The sequence below is a fragment of the Actinomadura rubteroloni genome, from assembly GCF_002911665.1.
In the GTDB taxonomy this organism is placed as follows: domain Bacteria; phylum Actinomycetota; class Actinomycetes; order Streptosporangiales; family Streptosporangiaceae; genus Spirillospora; species Spirillospora rubteroloni.
The window spans coordinates 277,960-293,437 of record NZ_MTBP01000005.1 but is presented as its reverse complement, the minus strand read 5'-3'; the positions used below and the strand labels follow the sequence as shown (position 1 = coordinate 293,437).

Below are 15,478 nucleotides of genomic sequence, written 5' to 3'. Positions count from 1 at the left end.
GCGCGGGACCGGGAGCGCCCGGTAACGTCCACGGCAGACGGAGCAAACGACAACCGGAGGGAGGCGCGACCTATGGCCGTCGTCGCCTACGCCGCCCTGCGCGGCGCCCCGGCCAACGTCGTCCTCCGGTCCCGCGGCTGACCCCTGCCCGCCGGGACCTCGACCTGAAGGTTCCGTCTTGGACTTCCCGCACGACCTCCTCTCCCTCGGCTGGGACGAGGACTGGAACGCCCTGTTCACCCCCCACCGCGCCGCCGGGCTCGTCCCCGCGCGGATCACCGCCGTCGACCGCGGACGCTGCGACGCCCACGGACCCGACGGCCCGCTGCGCGCCGCCTGCGCCCCCGGGCTCGCGCCCTGCACCGGCGACTGGGCGGCCCTCACTCCCGGCGACCCGCACGTCGCGGCGCTCCTGCCGCGCCGCACCGCGATCGTCCGCGCCTCGGCCGGACGCACGTCGGACGGCCAGGTCCTGGCCGCCAACGTCGACACCGTCGCGGTCGTCGCCGCCCTGGACCAGCCCGTCAACCCCGGCCGGATCGAGCGGACGCTCGCGCTGGCCTGGGAGAGCGGCGCCCGGCCCGTGATCGTCCTGACCAAGGCCGACCGCAGCCCCGACCCCGCCGCCGACGCCGCCGAGGCGTCCGCGGCGGCACCCGGCGTGGACGTCCGGACCGTCGCGGCCCCGGACGGCACCGGACTCGACGCCGTCCGCGCCCTGCTCACCGGCACCGTCGCACTGCTCGGCGCGTCCGGCGCGGGCAAGTCCACGCTGGCCAACGCGCTGCTGGGCGCCGACCGGCTCGCCACCGGCGCCGTCCGCGCCGCCGACGGCAAGGGACGCCACACCACCGTCCGCCGCGAACTGCACCCGCTGCCCGGCGGCGGCGCCCTCATCGACACCCCCGGCCTGCGGGGCGTCGGGCTCCACGACGCCGCCGACGGCATCCGGCACGTCTTCTCCGACATCGAGGACCTCGCCCGCGGCTGCCGGTTCACCGACTGCGCGCACGTCGCCGAACCCGGCTGCGCCGTCCTGGCCGCCGTCGCGTCCGGCGCCCTGCCCGGACGGCGCCTGGACGGCTACCGGCGGCTGCTGCGCGAGGACGAGTGGGCGCGGTCCCGCGACGACGCCCGCCTGCGCGCCGAACGCACCGGCCGCCACAAGCAGATCGTCCGCGAGCAGCGGCGCATCTACCGCGAGCGCGGCACCCGGGAGGACCGCCGATGACCTGGACGACCCGCCCCGAGACCCCCGCCGACCACGCGGCCGTCCGCGCCGTCGTGCGCGCCGCGTTCCCCACCCCCGCCGAGGCCGACCTGGTCGACGCGCTGCGCGGCGACCCCGCCTGGCTGCCGGGCCTGGCGTGGACGGCCGCGCCGCCCGGCGGACCCGTCACCGGCTACGCCCTGCTCACCCGCTGCCACGTCGGGGACGCCGCCGCGCTCGCCCTCGCACCCGTCGCCGTCCACCCCGCCCGGCAGCGGACGGGCGCGGGCACCGCCGCCGTCACCGCCGCGCTCGGCGCGGCACGCGACGCCGGCGAAGCCCTCGCCGTCCTCCTCGGGCACCCGGCGTACTACCCGAGGTTCGGGTTCGTCCCGGCGTCCCGGTACGGGATCACCGCCGGGTTCGACGTGCCGGACGACGCCCTCATGGCCCTCGCCCTGCGCGACGGCCCCGTCCCCGCCGGCCGGATCCGCTACCCGGCCCCGTTCGGCGTCTGACGGGACGCGCGCCTGCCGGCCCCACCGCCGGCAGGCGCGCACCGCCAGCACCCGATGCGCCGTCCCCACGACGCCCGGGCACACCGCGCCGGATTCCTGAACAGCGTCCGGCACGCTGCCGTCAGCACCTCCACGGGACGCGCTGCCGCCCCGCAGGCACGCGAGCGGCACGCTGGCCGCGGTGTACAGCGAGCCTGCCCGGCCCTCATGGCGTCCGGGCGCCGTCCGCGGCACCCGCCGGTCCCGCATCGGGCGAGAGGAGCGCCGCGCCCTCGGGCTCGACCGCGTCCCGGCGCCGCGATGTTCCCCGGTGCGTCCTGATCAGGCGTCGTCCGGTCGGCGGCACCGCAGCGCCGCGTCCACCGTCTCCAGCAGCCACGCCCACGACGCGTCCGCCTCGCGCGGCGTGTGCGCGAACCCGCCCGACGCCTCCAGGCTTACGAACCCGTGGAACACGCTGCCGAGGAACCGCACCGCGTCCGTCTCGTCCGGTTCGCGCAGGCCGTAGCCGCGCAGCAGCGCCCGCGTCATCGCCGAGTGACGCGGCGCCGCGCTCGTCGCCGCGGTCTCGGCGTCCAGGGGGAACCGCGCCGCCGCGTATCGCCCCGGATGCTCGCGGGCATAGGCGCGGTAGGCGTCGGCGAACGCGACCAGCGCGTCCCGGCCCGACCGGCCGGCCAGCGCGTCGGCGACACGGCCCGCCAGTTCGTCCAGCGCGAGCAGCGCCACCCGCGTCTTCAGGTCCCGGGCGCTGGCGATGTGCGCGTACAGGCTCGGGTCCTTCACGCCGAGCCGCCGCGCCACGGCCGAGACGGTCAGGTGGTCGAAACCGGACTCGTCGGCCAGTTCCGCCGCCGTCCGGGCGAGACGTTCGGCGGTGACGCCCGCACGCGCCATGCGGCCTCCGTCCTGAAGCGGGTGAACGGCCGAAACCTTAGCCGGGCTCGCCCCGGTGCCGCGCGATGATCCGCGTCAGGTCCGTCACCGGGGACGCGGCCAGCCGGTGGTTGGTGTCGTCGTAGCGGCGCGTCGTGCGCGGGTCGGCGTGGCCCGCCAGGTCCTGCACCTTCGGCAGCGGCACGTCGTTGCCGAGCAGCGTCGTGATGACGGTCCGGCGTCCGCTGTGCGGGGTCAGCGACCGCGCGGCGGGCAGGCCCGCGCGCTCGGCCTGCGCGCGCAGGATGTTGGTGACGTCCCGCTGCGTGAGCCGCTTCCCGCCCGGACGGCCCGGATCGTGCGGATGCGGCGTCGTCACCAGCAGCGGGCCGGACGGCGAGTCGCCGCCGCCCCGGACGGCCAGGTAGGCGTCCAGCACGCGGCACAGGTCCCCGTCCAGCCGGACGTAGCCGCGCGCGTCCGGGCCCTTGCCCTTCAGCGCGTGCCGCAGCACCCGGTACCCGGCCTCGGTGTCCAGGTCCGCGACGTCCGCGCCGGTGATCGCCGACACGCGCAGCGCCGTGTAGAACAGCAGCGCCACGACGGCCGCGTCCCGCCAGGCCGCCTCCGAGCCGTCGCGGCGGGCGCGCTGCTCGGCCGCGTCCAGCAGCGCCGCCGTCTCCCGGACGCTCAGCGTCGGCGCCTTGCGCGCCGCCGCCTCGATCTCCGCCGCCGACGGGCGCCGCACCAGCAGCGTCGGGTTGCGCTCCGCCGCGTCGTTGGACTGCAGGTACCGGTACCAGGACGATACCGCCGCCAGCCTGCGCGCCTTGGTCGCCGACCCCGCGGGCCGCGTCCCTCCGCCCCGGACGGCCACGGTCATCGTCGCCGTCCAGTCGTCCACGTCCGCCCGCCGCGCGGCCAGCGGATCCAGCCGGGTGCGGGCACAGTGGTCCAGCCAGCCCGCCAGGTCCTGGAAATAGGCGCGGCGGGTCGCGTCGCTGCGCTGGCCGCGCAACCACGCCGCCGTCAGCGTCCGCAGCCCGTACCGCTCGCCCGGCTCGTCGTCCGGCAGAACGGGCAGCACCGCGACGGCCTCGGCGAACGCGTCCCCACCCGGCACAGCAGGAGCGGACGGCGCGGGCACCACGCGCACATCATCGTCGGAACCGGTCACGCCACCCCTCCTGACCCCGTTCGTCCCCCGAGCCGTGTCCCGGAAGTTTCTCAAAAGATCCTGCCGACGGTGTCGGGTCGGGCCGGAAGCGTTCGTAGCAAGGGTGAGGCTGCAAGACGCGGCACTGCCGACCCCCGAGGGAGACACCATGACCGCCACCTACACCTTCGACATCTTCTCCACGCTCGACGGCTTCGCCAACCACAACGGCGACTGGGGCGGCTACTGGAGCAAGCAGGGCCCCGAGTTCCTCGCGCACCGCGCCACCGCCTACCGCGACCCGCTGCGCATGGTGCTCGGCGCCAACACCTACACCTCGAACGCCCCGTTCCTCGACCCGGACTTCGACCGCGGCCAGTTCGACGAATGGATCACCCGCATGTTCGCGTCCCCGGTCACCGTGCTCTCCAGCCGCCTGACCGTCCCGCTCGACTGGCCGGACACCACCATCGAGCCCGGCGACCCCATCGAGGCGATCAAGCGGCTCAAGGCCGAATCGGACGTGCCCCTGCGCTCCCACGGCAGCCTGAAGCTCAACCGGGCCCTGCTGAACGCCGACCTGGTCGACGCCATCGAGATCACGATCTTCCCCGTGATCTCCGGATCGACCGGCGTCGACCGCATCTTCGACGGCGCCGACGACTTCGACCTCGAACTGCTCGACGCCCGGACCTTCGACGGCAACACCCAGGTCCTGACCTACCGCCCGACCCGACACGGCTGACGACCGACCGGGGGTCGCCGCAGGCGCACGCGGCGGCCAGGCCCTCACGGGCGCCTCGGACGATCAGCTCGCGCATGACCTCCGCGAGGACGGCGACCACATGGAGCACCAGTCGGCCGCCGAGGGGGCGCGGTCGGCGACGTCAGGTGGTCGGAGGGGGCTTGTCGGTCGAGGCTTCGGGGGTATAACCGCAGACCTCCGGGCCGCATTCGGGCTCGTGGTCTCGGCCCCAGAGGTACGTGTCCCGCTCTATAAACCGAGCGCGGTGGACGAGTCGCAACTGTTCGCGCCGGGGCAGATCTGAGGGCAATGCCGTGAAGGTCTCCGGGAGTACGGCGACCATGCCGGTGACCTGTTCGCCGTCGTACATCGGAGCCGTCCGGCCTCTTCGAACAGGGCGCATACCGCGTCGGTGTCCAGGGCCTTGAGAACGTGCGCTTCTGGGAGCAGCGACCGGTGCCCGGCAGGGGCTTTGACCGTCCAGCGTCCCACCAGCCCGCTGGCGCAGCGTCAGCGGCGCTGAACCCTTGCGGGGGACGGGGGTGGTGGCGGCGTCCAGGTTCGCCCGCCGCGCTGGACGTGGTCCAGCATCCATGCGCGCCCGTTCGGGCCGGTGGTGTGCCAGGTCCAGCCCATCGGCCGCCGGGTCATCGCCTGTTGAAAGCTGCTGGCGGAAGCGCCCTTGCGGGACGGCCACCAGCGGCGTGGCCACGTCCCGATCAAGCGCAGCCTCGCGGCGCTTCATGTCGTCCCCTCGGTCTGGAGCAAGGCGTCGAGCGCTCGGTCGTACTGCGCTCGGTCGAACAGGAAGGGCCCGAAGCCCGTGTAATCGCGGGACGGACGGTGGATCTGTTCGAAGCCGTCCCAGAGAACCACGTTCCCGGTCGGCGTGATCCGGGTCATGAGCGGCCAGCAGCCGACCTCGCCGCACTCGCAGCCCAGCACCGCCGTCTTGGGGCCGAGCCCAAGGCTCTCCTTGCCCAGGAAGTGCTCGTCGAGTGGGCCGTAGCGGTAGTACTCGGGGATGAGGCCACCGTAGGCGCCACCGGCCGGCCGCATGTCCGCGCCGACCTCGAATCGGTCGATCAGATCGAGGAGGAACTGACCGTCGATGGCGGGCACCACCTCGTGGATCTGCAGGTCGGGTCGCCGCCGGACGACGAAGTCGATGACGCGCACGCCTGTGGTCATGACGCATCCGTGGCATGACCGAGCCCGGTGGTGGCGGCGCGGTCCAAGGCCCGGCCGACGGTGAACGCTTCCATCAGTTCGGTGATGGTAGTCGCCGGTAGCGTGCGGTCGGCTCGCGTGCGCGGCCTTTGAGTTTGCCGCAAAAGCGGGCGACGGCGATGCCCTCGCGTGTGCGCATCAGCAGATCGGCCTCGAACTCGACGAACATCGCCAGCACGTTGAAGAACATTTTCGACATGGGGTCGGAGGGGTCGTACATGCTGCCGCCCAGCGGAAGGTGGACGCCGCCGAGTCGGTCGAGCGCGGGGACGAGGGCGTCGGCCGACCAGGGCGCCCGGCCCGCGACCAACTTGAATAACCGTCGCCCGTCTCTCGACATTTCATCGACTTCGGACTTACGCGTCTAGTCGTGTTCCCGAAGTGTTTTGGCAAGCGCGTCGATGGTCACATCAACGACGGCCTGGAGTTGTGCCGGGCTCGTTCCGGCTCTGCTCATTACCGCGAGTGACTGGTTCACGGCTGCCACGTGCACGGCGAAGGCGTCGGCTTCTCGATCGGTGAGGCGCCCGCTTGTGAGGGCCGCGCGCAGGCGCTGATGCTGGGAGCCGAGCGCCTCTTCCGCCCGCGCGGCGATCGCCGGGCTCAGCACCGGGACCGTCATGGCCGACTGGGCCACCAGGCATCCGTTGGGCAGCGCTGGATCGGAGATGCGTTCCAATGTGACGTCGAAGAAAGCGCGAACGGCCGCGACGGGCTCAGCGTCGGCACCCGAGAGGGCAGCGGTGTACTTCTCGCCGTAGCGCGCCGCATAGCGGTCCAGGCAACGCAGGAAGAGGGCGTCCTTGTCCCCGAACGAGGAGTAGATCGAGCTGCGGTTCATGCCGGTCGCCCGGGACAGATCGTCCACCGAGGTATCGGAGTACCCGGCGTGCCAGAACTGGACCATCGCGGCGTCGAGAGCCGCGTCCATGTCGAACTGCTTCTTGCCTGCCACGGTGCACTTCCTCGCCGACGGTGTGCCCTGCGGTGTCCATCTTCCATCTTGGACTGATCAGTTCAAGATGGGTTAGTCTATAGCCATGGCCATGACCGGGCACTCCATCGCGGTTCGGCTTCGGGCCGGTCACCACCACCCCGGTCTTCGTCGCCTACGTCCTGCACCGCGAACCGGGCATCACGAACGTGGCCGTGACCTGCGCGGGCGACCGTTCCGGTCCTGCTCCTAGGCCTGATGGATCAGGTCTCCGGGACCCGGATCTCCAGCCCAGCCCTGGCCGCCAACGTCATCCGTTTCATCTTCGGACGCACCGCCGAACAAGCACACACCAACACCGACGGAGGACCCCGTGAGCGACTTGATCAGTAACCCGGTGCCCGCCCTGCCGCTGCACGACCTCGACGGCTTCACCCATCGCTGGGTCGACGCGGGAGGCGTCCATCTGCACGCGGTCGAAGGCGGCCAACCAAAAGGTCCGGCCGTGGTCCTGCTCGCCGGGTTCCCGCAGAACTGGCGAGCCTGGGAAAAGGTCATGCCCGGTCTCACCGACCGGTTCCACGTCATCGCCATCGACCTGCCCGGGCAAGGACACTCCGAACGCCCGGATGACGGCTACGACACCCACACCGTCGCCGCCAACGTCCATGCCGCCGTCGCGGAAATCGGAGTCCACGAATACTGGCTGGTCGCCCACGACATCGGCGCCTGGGTCGCTTTCTCCCTGGCGCTCAACTACCAGAGCCAACTGCGCGGACTCGTGCTGCTCGACGCCGGGATCCCCGGCATCACCCTCCCCGAGACCGTTCCCACCGACCCGGCTCGGGCGCACAAGACCTGGCACTTCGCGTTCCACCTCGTGCCCGACCTACCCGAGATCCTGCTCGCCGGACGCGAACGGGAGTACGCCCACTGGTTCCTGACGGCGAAGACCTTCGCTCCCGGCACCTTCGACGAGACCGACTTCGACCACTACGCGGCAGCCCTCGCCACCGACGGCGGCCTCCGAGCCTCCCTCGCCTACTACCGGGCAGCACACGAATCAGCACGCAAGAACCACCAGGCACTCAGTCGCCAACGCCTGACATTTCCCGTCCTCGGAATCTCCAGCAGCCACGGTTCCATCCCCGACATGGCAGCGTCCATCAATCCCTGGGCCGACAACATCACCGGACTCACCATCCCCGACGCCGGGCACTTCATCCCCGACGAACAACCCGAAGCCGTCGCCGCCGCGCTGACGACCTTCATGGCGAACGGCCGGAATACGCCAGAAACCTGTTCCGGTGGGCGGTAACTGGATCTGGAACCGCGCGCCTTTTCATAGGCGGCCACTTGTGAAGCACCGCGCCGCCGACCAGGCCGGACGACGTTCCACAGGTTGGCGCATACGCTCGACCTGCGAAACGCACCCATGAAACGGTCTCGGGGTGAGCGAGGACGGCTTTCTGACCGTCGAGGCCGATGACTGCCCGATGACGATTTTTCTCATTGGCGCAGCGAGGCACCCCGATCCACGTTCCCTGCGGATGGCCGCCGCTTTCCGTCAGCGACGGGCACGCGGCCGCGACCGGCCAACAGCGGCACGGGGCCGTGACCGGTCTGCGACGGCGCGGGACCGTGGCCGGTCGGGGCGTTGGTGCGCGTCTTGTCAGCGGCGGCGCAGGGCCGGGTCGAGGAGTGCGGGCGGGGTGTCGAACTTCTCGTGCGGGGCGAGGTCGATGCCCGGTGCGACGATCGCGTCGATCGCGTCCAAGACGTCGGCGGGCAGCACCGTGTCGGCGGCGGCGAGCTGGGTCCGCAGGTGGTCCTGCGTGCGGGGGCCGATGATCGCAACGGTCACCGCCGGGTGCGCCGTGACGAAGCCGAGCGCGAGCTGGATCAGCGTCAGCCCGGCCTCCTCGGCGACCCGCGCCAGCCGCTCCACCGCGTCAAGCCGGGCGCGGTTGTGCGGAAGCGACAGGTCGAAGCGGTCGGGCAGCAGCGCCGCCCGGTGCGTGGCGACCTCCCGGCCCTCGCGCACCGCGCCCGACAGCCAGCCGGACGCCAGCGGGCTCCACGCCAGCACCCCGAGGCCGTACTCCTCGGCCACCGGCAGCACGTGCGCCTCGACGCCGCGCTGCAGGATCGAGTAGCTCGGCTGCTCGGTGACGTAGCGGCTCAGGTGGTGCTCCCGGGCGGCCCACTGCGCCTGGACGATCCGGTAGGCGGGGAACGTCGATGAGCCGAAGGAGCGGATCTTTCCGGCGCGTTGCAGATCGGTCAGCGCCGACAGCGTCTCCTCGTCGCTCGTCGCCGGGTCCCATCGGTGGACCTGGTAGAGGTCGACGTGGTCGACACCGAGGCGGCGCAGGCTGCGGTCCAGTTCGGCGACCAGCCAGCGGCGCGACGCGCCTTGGTGGTTGGGGTCGTCGTCCATCGGCATGCCCGCCTTGGTGGCCAGGACGACGTCGTCGCGGCGGCCCGCGATGGCCTTGCCGACCATCTCCTCGGACTCGCCGCGGCCGTACCAGTCGGCGGTGTCGATGACGTTGATCCCGGCGTCCAGGGCCGCGTCGACGATGGCGGTGGCCTCGTCCTGCGTGGTGCGTCCGATCTGGCCGAAGTTCATCGCGCCGAGCGCGAGCGAGCTGACCCGCACCCCGGTGCGGCCCAATGTGCGGTACTGCATGGCGTGCCTCCTCCGGCGGGGGCCGTGCGCCGTCTGGCCGCCGGCTCTCCCGCTCTGGCATCATGACTTAAACGGATCGTTGTTCCGCAACGATACGAAACCGTGTTCCGTTTTGGCAAATCTCCGGAGGTGGCAGGTGGGAGACGACGGCGAGGCCCCGCGCAGGCGGGCGGACGCCCTGCGCAACGAGCGGACGCTGCTCGACGCCGCGGCGGCGGTCTTCGTGGCGTCCGGCGTCGAGGCGCCGGTCCGCGACATCGCAGCCCGCGCGGGCGTCGGCGTGGCCACGATTTACCGCCACTTCCCGACGCGGGCGGACCTCATCATCGCCGTCTACCGGCACCAGGTGGAGGCGTGCGCCGAGGCCGGGACCGCCCTGCTCGAAGGCGGCACGGCCCCCCACGCCACACTGGGCCGGTGGATCGACCTGTTCGTGGACTTCCTGGTCGCCAAGCACGGGCTCGCCGCCGCCCTGCGTTCCGACCGGGAGGAGTTCGACGCGCTGCACGCCTACTTCCTCGACCGGCTCCTGCCGGTGTGCGCGCGGCTGATCGACGCGGCCGTCGCGGCCGGAGAGATCCACGCCCGCCTGGAGGCCTACGACCTGATGCGCGGCGTCGGCAACCTCTGTATCGGCGCTGACACCGACCCGCGGTACGACGCCCGCCGCCTGGTGCGCCTCCTCATCGCGGGCCTCCGGTCATGAACCATGCAGATAGCGGAACAATGTTCCGTATACGTTCGGGCCATCACTGATCCGCCATCCACGACGAATAAACCGGAACGTTGTTCCGATTATTGCCGGAACGGCGTTCCGGTTGGTTGTGGCCCGCGGTGAGCCGCGTAAGGAAGTGGCATTGACAGGGTTGGCTTGCCTGCATCGTTGCGGCGGCCCTGCTTTCGCCTTCGCCTGCGCCCGGTGCCCGTCCCCGCGTCCGCCCGCACATCTGCCCGGTGCCTGCCCGCGCGCCCGCGCCGTGCCGGTCCCGCACATCTGCCCGGTGCCCGCCCGCGCACCCGCCCCATGCCGGTCCGTGCGTCCGCCCCATGCCGGTCCGTGCGTCCGCGCCGTACCGGTCCGCGCATCTGCGCGTCCGCGCCGTGCCCGTTCGCGCCGCGTTCGTCCGGCATGCGCCCATGTGTCCGTCTCGTGGCCCGGCAAGCACCCGGGCGCGCGTCCGCCCGTGTCCTTCGCGTTTCGGTGGACGCCCCGCGTCCTTTCCGTGTTTCGGCGGGTGTTCCGCCGCGTGCTGCACCGTCGAGCGTGATCAGGGCGAGCTTGTAGGGCGAGCGGCTGGGCGGGTTCTCGCCCGCGGGATCGCTGCGGTTCCGCGTTGCGGCTGGGCAGTGCAGAGCAGCGTCGGTCAGCGTGGGTCGGTGGGGGTGGGGGTTGGGGGTTAGTGCAGTTGGTCGCGGCGGCGGGTCAGGTAGGCGGTCTCGGCGGTGTTGCCGGCTAGTTGTATGGCTCTGTCGTAGGCCGTGCGCGCCTCGGCGCTGCGGCCCAGTCGGCGGAGCAGGTCGGCGCGGGTGGCGTGGTAGGCGTGGTAGTCGGCGAGCTGGTCTTCTAGGCGGTCGACGGCTGCCAGGGCGACGTCCGGGCCGTCGAGTTCGGCGACCGCGATCGCCCGGTTCAGCGCGACGATCGGCGAGGGGTCGAGGCGGACGAGCTGGTCGTAGAGGGCGACGACCTGCGACCAGTCGGTGTCGCGGATGTCGCGGACGGACGTGTGCACGGCGTTGATCGCCGCGAGGATCTGGTAGCGGCCCGGCGCGGTGCCAGCGGCGGCAGCGGCGAGGCGTTCGCGCACCAGCCGGTGCCCTTCGGCGATCAGCGACGCGTCCCAGGCCCCGCGGTCCTGCTCGGCCAGCGGGACCAGTTCGCCGGAGCCCGAGACGCGCGCGGTGCGGCGGGCCTCGGTGAGCAGCATCAGCGCCAGCAGTCCGGCGACCTCGCCGTCGTCGGGCAGGAGGGCGCGGATCAGGCGGGTGAGGCGGATCGCCTCGGCCGTCAGGTCGTGGCGCACGGGATCGGTGCCGGGGCCGGTCGCCAGGTAGCCCTCGTTGAACACCAGGAACAGGACGGCGAGGACACCCGACAGGCGGCCCGGAAGGTCCTCGGCGGACGGCACCCGGTACGGGATCCCCGCCACCTTGATCTTGGCCTTCGCGCGGGTGATCCGCCGCTCCATCGCGGTCTCCTGCACCAGGAACGCGCGGGCGATCTCGGTGACGGTCAGCCCGCCGAGCATCCGCAGCGTCAGCGCCACGCGGGTCGGCATCGCCAGCGCCGGATGGCAGCAGGTGAAGATCAGCCGGAGCCGGTCGTCGTCGATGGCGCCGACCGGCTCGGGAGGATCGTCGTCGAACACCGTCCGGGCCTCCTTGTGCTTGTCGTCGCGCTTGCTCTCCCGGCGGATCCGGTCGATCGCCTTGCGGTTGGCGGTCGTGGTCAGCCAGGCGCCCGGGTTGGGCGGCACGCCGTCGGCCGGCCACCGCTGGACGGCGGTCGCGAACGCCTCGGCGGCGGCCTCCTCGGCGATGTCGAGATCGCCGAAACGCCTGGTCAGACCGGCGACCACCCGCGCCCACTCGTCCCGGTGGGCGCGGGTGACCGCGGCGTCGGCGTCGGTCACAGGAACGGCCGCACTTCCAGCTTCCGGTCGCAGATCTCCGACGCCTCGGCGGCGAGGGCGAGCGCCACGTCCAGGTCCGGGGCCTCCCACACCCAGACGCCGGCCAGGTACTCCTTGGACTCAAGGAACGGCCCGTCGCTGAACACCGCCTGCTCGCCCCGGCTGTCCACGACCGTGGCCGCGTCGGTGTCGGCCAGCCCGCCCGCGAAGACCCAGTGGCCCTCGGCCATCAGCCGCTTGTTGAACGCGCTGATCGCGGGGCCCCTGTCCGTGCTGCCGGGGTCGTCCTTGTCGTCGATCACCGAAACCAGATACCGCATCGCGCGGTCACCTCCCGTGGTGTCAGAACAATGTCGAAAGCGGCGGTCACTGCGCGGCGCGGCGGGGCATCAGCGCGACGAGCGGGACGCTCAGGGCGATCAGGCCGAGCACGACGAGCAGGCTGGTCGTCATGGCGCGGTCCAGGCCCTCCGCCGAGCCCCGGAGGAAGATCGAGGTCACCGCCGCCGATCCTATTGCGGACGCGAGCTGCTGGATCGAGCTGAGCGACCCGCTTGCGCTGCCCGCCTCGGCGGGGTCGATGTCGCCCAGGGCGACGTCGAAGATCGTGCTGTAGCAGCAGCCCAGCCCGACGCCGATCACGAAGAACGCCGGCGTGAGCGTCCACAGGCCGACGCCGGTGCCCGAGGCGGCGACCAGGGCGAGCACCCACCCGCAGCCGGCCAGGATGACCGCCAGCCCCACGAAGACCAGCGTCCGGCCCAGCCGGGCGACCAGGCCGCCTATCGCGGCGAACGCCGACCCGATCACGCCCACCGTCAGCGGCAGCAGGGTCAGGGCGGCCGCGCGCGGCGAGGCGCGCAGGCCCTCCTGGAGGAACAGCGACAGGACGTAGACCAGCCCGATCGTCGCGGCGAAGACGGTGAGCCCGACGACCAGGCCGGACGTGAAGCCGCGGTTCCGCAGCAGCGACGGCCTGAGCAGCGGATCGGACGCCGTCGACTGACGGCGCGCGAACGCGGCGAAGAACACCAGGCCCGCGACGACCGAGACGACCGGAACCGTGCCCCACCCGTCGCCGGACCCCTCGATCAGCCCGTACAGCAGGCCGAGCATCGCGCCCGCGAGCAGAGCCGAGCCCCGGACGTCCACGACCGTGGCGCGGTCGCCGTCGTCGCGCGGGAGGATCCGGACGGCCACCGCGAGACCGGCCACGCCGAGGACCACGTTGATCAGGAAGATCGGACGCCACGACAGCCCGAGCACGTCCGCGCTGATGATGAGCCCGGCCAGTGCCGGGCCGCCGATGGTGGCCACGCCCAGCAGCGGTCCGAACAGGCCGAACGCCTTGGTGAGCATGGCGCGCGAGAACGTCCTCGTCATGATCCCCATGCCCTGCGGGATCAGCAGGGCGCCGAACGCCCCCTGCGCCGCCCGCGCCGCGAGCAGCGGCGCCGGGCCGGGGGCCAGGCCCGCCACCGCCGACGCGGCCGTGAAGCCGGCCATCCCGACCAGGAAGAGCCTGCGCTGCCCGTATTTGTCGCCCAGCCGTCCGCCGACCATGAGCAGCACGCCCATCGCCAGCATGTAGGCCGTGCCCAGCCACTTGATCAGGTCCGGCCCGCCGTTCAAGTCCCCGGCGATGGTGAGGGCGGCGATGTTGGTGACGGTCGCGTCGATGACGTCCAGGGCGTCGGCGAGCAGCACCAGCGCCAGGATCGCCCACATCGTCCGGGCCGACGCCGGACGGGCCGGCGCCGCGGCCGCGGTCATGGTCGTCATCGCGGCACCCGCGTGATGATCGTCTTCATGGTCGGTCCCTGCTGTTCGGGGCGGCCCCTCGTGGGCGGCCTCACCCCTGCTACGAACGCCCCCTCGCCGACCCGACACCGTCGCCCGAACTTTTTTGAAAGACCGTCGGCCCCGCCGCCGGGGCGGGGCCGACGGGGCTCAGGCGGCGGGGCCGAACCAGGTGGGCAGGTGGGCCGCCAGGTCGGCCTGGTCGTCGCCGACCCACGCGACGTGGCCGTCCGGGCGCAGCAGGACGGCGGGCGCGTCCAACTCCTCGCTGACGTCGGCGACGTGGTCGACGCGGTCCGTCCAGCCGTCCACCGAAAGGCGTCCGGTCTGGTCGAGCAGCAGGCCCCGGCCGCCGCGCATCAGCTCGTAGAGGCGTCCGCGCTTCAACGGCACGTCCCGCAGCCGCCGCCCGAGCAGCGGGTGCCCCGAGCCGAAGTCGTAGCGGATGCCGACGCCCACGATCTTCTCGATGAGGTACCGGTTGACCTCCTCGAACTCCTCCATCAGCTCCGCCATCAGCCGCCGCAGCGCCTGCGGGCCCGGCTCGGGCGACATCACCGCCGACTGCGCCCGCGTGTTGTTCAGCACGTCGGCGGCCACCGGACGACGCTCGGTCTCGTAGGTGTCCAGCAGGCCGTCGGGCGCCTGGCCGCCGAGTTCGGCGGCCAGCTTCCAGCCGAGGTTGAACGCGTCCTGGACGCCGAGGTTCAGCCCCTGCCCGCCCAGCGGCGGATGGACGTGCGCCGCGTCGCCCGCCAGCAGGACGCGGCCGACCCGGTAGCGCTCGGCGAGCCGCGTCGCGTCCCCGAACCGCGACAGCCAGCGCGGCGAGTGGATGCCGAAGTCGGTCCCGGCGAACACCCGGACCCGCTCGCGGACCTCGTCCAGGGTCGGCGGCGCGGCCCGGCCCTCGGACACTTCGGCCGCCGGGACGACGACGCGGAACGCGTCCCCGATCGGCCCGACGCCGAAGATGTGGTGCTTCTTGCGGACCTCCCCGACGATCTCGGCGATGGTCTGCGGGTCCTCGCCGACCTCGACCTCGCCGAGCAGCCACTCGGCCCGCGCGGCCTCGCCGGGGAAGCCGACGCCGAGCAGCTTGCGGACCGTGCTGCGGCCCCCGTCGCAGCCGACGAGGTAGCGCGCCCGCAGCCGCGTGCCGTCGGCCAGCTCGGCGGTGACGCCCTCGTCGTCCTGGCTCAGCCCGGACAGCGCGCAGCCGCGCCGGATCTCGGCGCCCGCCTCGGTGGCGTGCTCGGCCAGCAGGCGGTCGATGATCGGCTGCGGGATCCCGAGGACGTAGGAGTGCGCGGTGTCCATCTTCTCGGGCCACGGCCGGTCGATTCCGGCGAAGTAGCCGCCGAACTGGAACTTCCGGCCCTTTTCGAGGAAGCGTTCCAGCAGGCCGCGCTGGTCCATCACCTCGATGCTGCGGACGTGCAGGCCGAGCGACCGGACGACCTTGGTGGGCTCGGGCTCCTTCTCCAGCACGAGCACCCGCGCGTCGTGCAGCCGCAGCTCGGCGGCCAGCATCAGGCCCGTCGGCCCGCCGCCGACGATGATCACGTCGTACATCAATCGCCCATCCCCTGGTGAGTGCTCTACCGGCCAGATTCCGGGCGCGGTCCGAAGACGCGAATCCCCCGCACGGTCTGGCCCCGGCCGGAGATTTTGCAGCACGCCC

General features: G+C 72.5%; 15 protein-coding genes. 5 read left to right on the top strand and 10 right to left on the bottom strand.

Annotated elements, in window-relative coordinates:
- The first annotated feature begins 178 nt into the window (after positions 1–178).
- On the top strand, positions 179–1,231 hold the full coding sequence (gene rsgA / locus BTM25_RS27785) for a ribosome small subunit-dependent GTPase A (RefSeq protein WP_103566448.1): 1,053 nt from the start codon (positions 179–181) through the stop codon (positions 1,229–1,231).
- The gene (locus BTM25_RS27780; protein ID WP_103566445.1) at positions 1,228–1,728 is read left to right on the top strand and encodes a GNAT family N-acetyltransferase; all 501 of its coding nucleotides are present in this window, start codon (positions 1,228–1,230) and stop codon (positions 1,726–1,728) included. The genes rsgA and BTM25_RS27780 overlap by 4 nt, the downstream gene beginning before the upstream one ends.
- Before the next feature lie 321 nt (positions 1,729–2,049).
- On the opposite strand, the gene BTM25_RS27775 is transcribed toward BTM25_RS27780, so the two are convergent.
- Positions 2,050–2,625 carry a TetR/AcrR family transcriptional regulator gene (locus BTM25_RS27775; RefSeq protein WP_103566443.1) on the bottom strand — a complete coding sequence of 192 codons (576 nt, stop codon included), beginning with the start codon at positions 2,623–2,625 and terminating at the stop codon, positions 2,050–2,052.
- 37 nt (positions 2,626–2,662) lie between these two features.
- The gene (locus tag BTM25_RS27770; protein ID WP_168212265.1) at positions 2,663–3,781 is read right to left on the bottom strand and encodes a tyrosine-type recombinase/integrase; all 1,119 of its coding nucleotides are present in this window, start codon (positions 3,779–3,781) and stop codon (positions 2,663–2,665) included.
- A gap of 148 nt (positions 3,782–3,929) precedes the next feature.
- Here BTM25_RS27770 and BTM25_RS27765 point away from each other — a divergent pair, with 148 nt between their 5' ends.
- Positions 3,930–4,505, top strand: coding sequence for a dihydrofolate reductase family protein (locus BTM25_RS27765; RefSeq protein ID WP_103566438.1), 576 nt, complete (start codon positions 3,930–3,932; stop codon positions 4,503–4,505).
- 741 nt (positions 4,506–5,246) lie between these two features.
- Here the strand turns inward: BTM25_RS27765 and BTM25_RS27750 are convergent.
- From BTM25_RS27750 to BTM25_RS27740, 3 genes are all read right to left on the bottom strand, one after another.
- Entirely contained in the window at positions 5,247–5,696 is a 450-nt protein-coding gene (locus BTM25_RS27750) for a hypothetical protein (RefSeq protein ID WP_103566433.1), read from the bottom strand.
- Between the two features lie 73 nt (positions 5,697–5,769).
- Positions 5,770–6,045 (bottom strand): recombinase family protein, encoded by a 276-nt coding sequence (locus BTM25_RS29385; protein WP_205648307.1) that lies wholly within the window; start codon positions 6,043–6,045, stop codon positions 5,770–5,772.
- Between the two features lie 54 nt (positions 6,046–6,099).
- Positions 6,100–6,690, bottom strand: a complete 591-nt coding sequence (locus tag BTM25_RS27740; RefSeq protein WP_103566432.1) for a TetR/AcrR family transcriptional regulator — start codon at positions 6,688–6,690, stop codon at positions 6,100–6,102.
- Between the two features lie 352 nt (positions 6,691–7,042).
- Here BTM25_RS27740 and BTM25_RS27735 point away from each other — a divergent pair, with 352 nt between their 5' ends.
- Entirely contained in the window at positions 7,043–7,987 is a 945-nt protein-coding gene (locus BTM25_RS27735; protein WP_235828730.1) for an alpha/beta fold hydrolase, read from the top strand.
- 354 nt (positions 7,988–8,341) lie between these two features.
- On the opposite strand, the gene BTM25_RS27730 is transcribed toward BTM25_RS27735, so the two are convergent.
- Positions 8,342–9,361 carry an aldo/keto reductase gene (locus tag BTM25_RS27730; protein WP_103566427.1) on the bottom strand — a complete coding sequence of 340 codons (1,020 nt, stop codon included), beginning with the start codon at positions 9,359–9,361 and terminating at the stop codon, positions 8,342–8,344.
- Positions 9,362–9,497: 136 nt separating this feature from the next.
- Here BTM25_RS27730 and BTM25_RS27725 point away from each other — a divergent pair, with 136 nt between their 5' ends.
- The gene (locus BTM25_RS27725) at positions 9,498–10,067 is read left to right on the top strand and encodes a TetR/AcrR family transcriptional regulator (protein ID WP_235828728.1); all 570 of its coding nucleotides are present in this window, start codon (positions 9,498–9,500) and stop codon (positions 10,065–10,067) included.
- Between the two features lie 691 nt (positions 10,068–10,758).
- Here BTM25_RS27725 and BTM25_RS27720 read toward each other — a convergent pair.
- The 4 genes from BTM25_RS27720 to rox all read right to left on the bottom strand — a co-directional run bounded on the left by BTM25_RS27720 (position 10,759) and on the right by rox (position 15,369).
- Complete coding sequence (locus BTM25_RS27720; protein ID WP_103566423.1) at positions 10,759–11,994, bottom strand: RNA polymerase sigma factor; 1,236 nt, start codon at positions 11,992–11,994, stop codon at positions 10,759–10,761.
- Complete coding sequence (locus BTM25_RS27715; protein ID WP_103566421.1) at positions 11,991–12,314, bottom strand: YciI family protein; 324 nt, start codon at positions 12,312–12,314, stop codon at positions 11,991–11,993. Before BTM25_RS27715 ends, BTM25_RS27720 begins: the two co-directional genes overlap by 4 nt.
- A gap of 46 nt (positions 12,315–12,360) precedes the next feature.
- Positions 12,361–13,776: an MFS transporter gene (locus BTM25_RS27710; protein ID WP_205648306.1), complete on the bottom strand. Its 1,416-nt coding sequence runs from the start codon at positions 13,774–13,776 to the stop codon at positions 12,361–12,363.
- A gap of 168 nt (positions 13,777–13,944) precedes the next feature.
- Entirely contained in the window at positions 13,945–15,369 is a 1,425-nt protein-coding gene (rox, locus tag BTM25_RS27705; RefSeq protein ID WP_103566418.1) for a rifampin monooxygenase, read from the bottom strand.
- Between the last annotated feature and the right edge of the window lie 109 nt (positions 15,370–15,478).

Bases quoted from the DNA above. Each gene is read 5' to 3' on its own strand.
- BTM25_RS27765 (WP_103566438.1), top strand. From the start codon at position 3,930: ATGACCGCCACCTACACCTTCGACATCTTCTCCACGCTCGACGGCTTC.
- rox (WP_103566418.1), bottom strand. From the start codon at position 15,369: ATGTACGACGTGATCATCGTCGGCGGCGGGCCGACGGGCCTGATGCTG.
- BTM25_RS27710 (WP_205648306.1), bottom strand. From the start codon at position 13,776: ATGACGACCATGACCGCGGCCGCGGCGCCGGCCCGTCCGGCGTCGGCC.
- BTM25_RS27730 (WP_103566427.1), bottom strand. From the start codon at position 9,361: ATGCAGTACCGCACATTGGGCCGCACCGGGGTGCGGGTCAGCTCGCTC.
- BTM25_RS27715 (WP_103566421.1), bottom strand. From the start codon at position 12,314: ATGCGGTATCTGGTTTCGGTGATCGACGACAAGGACGACCCCGGCAGC.
- BTM25_RS27780 (WP_103566445.1), top strand. From the start codon at position 1,228: ATGACCTGGACGACCCGCCCCGAGACCCCCGCCGACCACGCGGCCGTC.
- BTM25_RS27750 (WP_103566433.1), bottom strand. From the start codon at position 5,696: ATGACCACAGGCGTGCGCGTCATCGACTTCGTCGTCCGGCGGCGACCC.
- BTM25_RS27775 (WP_103566443.1), bottom strand. From the start codon at position 2,625: ATGGCGCGTGCGGGCGTCACCGCCGAACGTCTCGCCCGGACGGCGGCG.